Here is a 4,763-nt window from a genome sequence, read left to right on the forward strand (position 1 = left end):
TTCGCCGTGGAGCTGATCACCGACGGCGCGGCCGAAGCGGCTGCCCTGGCCGCCGACGCCGACGTGGTGGTGGTGGCGCTCGGCAACCACCCGATGATCAACGGGCGGGAAACCGAGGACCGGGTGGACCTGGCGCTGCCGGCCGGGCAGGAGGCGCTGCTGCGCGCCGCGTACGCCGCCAACCCCCGCACCGTCCTCGCGCTGACCAGCAGCTACCCGTACGCGATCGGGTGGGCCGAGGCCCACCTGCCGGCGGTGCTGTGGTCGGCGCACGGCGGCCAGGAACACGGGGCGGCGCTGGCCGCGGTGCTCCTCGGCGACGCCGAACCGGGCGGACGGCTCACCCAGACCTGGTACGCCGACGCCGCCGAGCTGCCCGACCTGCTCGACTACGACATCATCGACGCCGACGCCACGTACCTGTACTACCGGGGTGCCCCCCTGTACCCCCTCGGCCACGGGCTCGGCTACACCCGCTTCGACTACGCTGACCTACGGCTCAGCGCGGCGTCGGTGACCCCCGACGGGGAGGTCGAGGTCCGCGTCGAGGTGACCAACAGCGGTGCCCGCGCGGGGGAGGAAGTGGTGCAGCTCTACACCCGGCAGCGGCGCTCCCGGGTCAAGCAGCCCCTACGCCAGCTACGGGGCTTCGCGCGGGTCACCCTCGCCCCGGGTGAGCGCAAGGTGGTGCGGCTGCGACTGCGCGCCGCCGACCTGGGCTGGTGGGACGAGTCCCGTGGCGCCCGCGTGGTGGAGGACGCCGCGCACAGCGTGCTGGTCGGCCGGTCCGCCACCGACATCCGACTCGTCGGCACGCTCACCGTCCGAGCGGCGTCTGCCGCCGACGCGCCGGCCAGGGAGACCACGGGTGCCGGCCGGTCCCGGTGACCACGGCACGCGCCTGCCAGCGGCGGCGCGGCCCGCGAAGTCACCCGACCTGGTCACCATCTCCGACGTCGCCCGGCACGCCGGGGTCGCGGTCAGCACCGTGTCGTACGTGCTCAGCGGCAAACGGGCGATCTCCAGAGGTCACCCGCATCCGGGTGCTGGCCAGCATCCGGATGCTCGGCTACCACCCGAACGCCGGCGCGCTGCGTTCCTGGCCAGCCGGCGGGCCAACGTCGTCGCGCTGGTGCTGCCGCTGCGCTCCGGGATGCAGGTGCCGGTGGTGATGCAGTTCGCCATGGCGGTGGTGACCACCGCGCGCACCGTCGAACACGACGTGCTGCTGGTCACCTCCGACGAGGGGCCGGCGGGGCTGCGCCGCATCGCGGCCAGCGCCATGGTGGACGGCCTGCTGCTGATGGACGTGGAGATGCACGACTCGCGGGTGCCGCTGCTGCGGGAGCTGGGCCGGCCCAGCGTGCTGATCGGCTTCCCCGCCGACCCCACCGGCCTGACCTGCGTCGACCTCGACTTCCACCGCGCCGGCGCGCTCTGCGTCGAGCATTTGGCCGGGCTGGGCCACCGACGGATCGCCCTGCTGGGCCCCCCGGCCGCCGTCTACGACCGGGGCACCGGCTTCGCGCACCGGACCCGCAACGGCATCGTCGACGCCGCCGCGCGGCTCGGCGTCGACACCGTGGTCCGGCCCTGCGGGGAGGGCACGGCAGCCGTGCGCCGCGAACTGGTCGAGCTGCTGGACCGGTGGCCGGACCTGTCGGGGCTGATCGTGCAGAACGAGTCGGCGGTCGGGCCCGTGCTGGCCACGCTGCCCACCCTCGGCCGGCGGGTGCCCGAGGACGTGTCGGTGGTCGGCATCTGCCCCGACCAGTTCGCCGAGCAGGCCAGCCCCCGGCTCACCTCGGTGCCCGTACCGGCGGAGGAGGTCGGCCAGCAGGCGGTGTCGCTGCTGATGCGCAAGGTGCACGGCGAGCCGGTGCCGGACGCCACCCTGCTCGAACCCCGGCTGACGATCCGCGACAGCACGGCCGCCGCCCGGGGGCCCGTCGGTGAGGGGTGACCTGCCCGCGTCCGCCCACCGCGTCTGGGACGACTCGCCCGCCGCCGGGTGGGAGGACGCCTTCCTGTCCGGCAACGGCGAGTACGGAATCATGGTGCTCGGAGACCCGTACGCCGAGCGCGTCGTCGTCAACCACCACCGCTTCGTGCTGCCCAACGGCACCCACGACGCCCGGCCGCCCCGGCTGGCCCACCTGCTGCCCCGGGTCCGCGAGCTGGCGCTCGCCGGCCGCCGGGCGCAGGCCAGCCGACTGCTCGGCGGCGGCCGGGAGCTGCGTTGGACCCAGTCGTTCCACCCCGCGTTCGCGGTCACCGTCGACGCGGCGCGGCCCGCTGTCGCGGCCGGGTCGACGGGCCCGGGCGGGTACCGGCGAAGCACGGACTTCCGCACCGGGGAGATCGTCGTCGAGTGGCCCGGCGGCCGGCGGCGCTCCTTCGTCTCCCGAGCCGACGGCCTCGTGGTGATCCACCTGGAGATGGGCGACTGCGTGGTGGGGCTCACCGGCGACCTGCCCGGCCGCCCGGCGGACGTGCGCTACGAGACCATCGCGTACCCCAGCGGCGAGGACGTCTTCCTGCGGGTGCGCGGCCACTACCCGCCGGTGGGCGGCGCGTACGGATTCGAGGGCCTCGCCCTGCTCCACGGCGACGTGCGGCTGCTCGGCGAGCGGGTAGCGGTGCGCGGGTCCGCGCTGCTCACCATGGTGCTCGACCGGCTCGACACGCCCCCGTGGCGGACCGCCGAGTTGGAGGAGACCCTGCGCGCCCGGCGCACCGCCGGGTACGCCGGCCTCCTCGCCCGGCACACCACCCCGGAACGCCCCCGGCTACGGCCGGGTGAGCCTGGACCTGGGCGTGCCGGCCCAGGAGCGGGAGCTGCCCGTCGGGGAGCTGCTCGCCCGGCAGGCCGCCGACCCGCAGCGGCCGTACCCGGCGCTGCTGGAGCGGCTGTTCAACGCCGGACGGTACCTGCTGCTCAGCTCCAGCGGCGTCCTGCCGCCCCGGCTGACCGGGCTGTGGCTCGGTTCCTGGGACGCGGCCTGGCGGGCGACTTCACCACCGACGCCAACCTGAACCTACAGATGGCGGGGGCCAACATCGGGGCCCTGCCCGAGGTCACCACGGCATACGCGCGGCTGATCGGGTCGCAGGTCGACGATTGGCGGCGCAACGCCGAGGCGATCTACGGCGCGCGGGGCCTGCTCGCGCCGAGCCGCACCGACGGGGAACACGGGCACCTGTTCCACATGCACGACGACTGGCCGTCGTTTTACTGGCTGCCCGGCGCGGACTGGCTGCTGTACCCCCTGTACGAGCACCACCTGGTGACCGGGGAGCCGCTCGGCGAGTTGGCCGGGTGGCTGACGGAGGCCGCCGAGTTCTTCGCCGACGTCCTCACCGTCACCGACGCCGACGGCACGGCGATCGTGGTGCCGTCGTACTCGGCCGAGACGGGCCCGCTCGACGACGACGGCCGGCCGGTGCACCTGGCGGTCAACGCCACGATGGACATCGCCGCCGCCCGGCACGCCCTGGCCACCGCCGACGCCGTGACCGGCGCCGACCGGTGGGCGGCGCTGCGGGAGCGGCTGCCCGCGTACCGGGTCGACGAGCGCGGCGCGCTGGCGGAGTGGGCCTGGCCGGGCTACCGATCCGACGAGGACCACCGGCACGTCAGCCACCTCTACCCGGTGTGGCCGCTGGACGAGATCAACCCTGACGACACCCCTGAGCTGGCCGTCGCCGCGCACCGCGCGCTGACCCTGCGCGGCGACGAGAATCTCTCCGCCCACGGCAGCCTGCACCGGGCGCTCGTCGCGGTCCGGCTCCGTGACGGCGTGCTGGCCGGGAAGAACCTGGCCAAAATCCTCGGCAACGACATGTTCTTCCGATCGCTGATGAGCTCGCACAATCCGGGCCGGCAGACCTACAACGCCGACGCCGCGCACGCCCTGCCCGGTCTGCTGATCGAGGCGCTGGTGCACTCCCGGCCGGGCCGAGTACGGCTGCTCCCGGCCCCGCTGCCCGGCCTGGCCCGTGGGGTGCTGCGCGGGGCGACCTGCCGGGGCCGGGTCGCCGTCGAGGAGTTGGCCTGGGACGCCTCCTGGATGCGGGCGCGACTGGTCTCCCCCGTCGACCAGCGGGTCACGGTGTCCAGCCCGTACGGGGACGCGGTGGTCGACCTGCCCGCGTGTCGGCCGGTGGAGCTGACCTTCCCGGGCTAGGGTCCGCGTCCCTCGGTGGCGCTGTCCCGCAGCTCCATCGTGGTGCTGCGGGGAGTGGGTGCCGCTCACGGCCCGGCCCGGTCACGGCCCTGGCCGGTCGGCGGCCCGATTCCAACCTCGGGCGGGTCGAGCAGCGCCCGGGTCAGCTCGTGCCGGGCCGTGGTGAGCAGCGTGGCCGCCGGCCCCGCCTCGACGACCTGCCCCGCGGCCAGGACGACCACGTGGTCGGCCAGGCGGGCGACCACGTCACGGTCGTGGCTGATCACGATCAGGGCCAGCCCGTGGGTGCGGCGCAGCCGGTCGACCAGGGCGACGATCCGGTCCCGGGTGACCATGTCCAACCCCGAGGTGATCTCGTCGCAGATCACCACGCGGGGCTCGGCCAGCAGCGCCCGGGCCAGGGCGGCGCGTTGCAGCTCACCGCCGGAGAGCCGGTCGGGGCGGCGCGCGACGACGTGCGCCGCGAGCCCGACCTCACCGAGAACGGTCCGCGCGGCCTCGCGCCCCCGGCCCGGCGACAGGTCGCGCAGCCGCACGGCGACCCGGGACACCTGTTCCAGGACCGACCGGTGGGGG

Annotated in this window: 4 protein-coding genes; 3 read left to right on the top strand and 1 reads right to left on the bottom strand. The window is 75.1% G+C overall.

Going from position 1 to position 4,763, the window contains the following annotated elements; all coding sequences use genetic code 11:
• From MCAG_RS01360 to MCAG_RS01370, 3 genes are all read left to right on the top strand, one after another.
• A partial coding sequence (locus MCAG_RS01360; protein ID WP_198141461.1) for a glycoside hydrolase family 3 C-terminal domain-containing protein occupies window positions 1-888 on the top strand: 888 nt, incomplete at its 5' end.
• Window positions 869-1,963, top strand: coding sequence for a LacI family DNA-binding transcriptional regulator (locus MCAG_RS01365; RefSeq protein WP_232290036.1), 1,095 nt, complete (start codon window positions 869-871; stop codon window positions 1,961-1,963). The genes MCAG_RS01360 and MCAG_RS01365, both read left to right, overlap by 20 nt.
• Window positions 1,953-4,187, top strand: coding sequence for a glycoside hydrolase N-terminal domain-containing protein (locus tag MCAG_RS01370; RefSeq protein WP_007071207.1), 2,235 nt, complete (start codon window positions 1,953-1,955; stop codon window positions 4,185-4,187). The genes MCAG_RS01365 and MCAG_RS01370 overlap by 11 nt, the downstream gene beginning before the upstream one ends.
• A 65-nt stretch (window positions 4,188-4,252) precedes the next feature.
• On the opposite strand, the gene MCAG_RS01375 is transcribed toward MCAG_RS01370, so the two are convergent.
• On the bottom strand, window positions 4,253-4,763 hold a 511-nt coding region (locus MCAG_RS01375), incomplete at its 5' end, for an ATP-binding cassette domain-containing protein (RefSeq protein ID WP_157548340.1).

Source organism: Micromonospora sp. ATCC 39149, assembly GCF_000158815.1.
In the GTDB taxonomy this organism is placed as follows: Bacteria; Actinomycetota; Actinomycetes; order Mycobacteriales; family Micromonosporaceae; genus Micromonospora.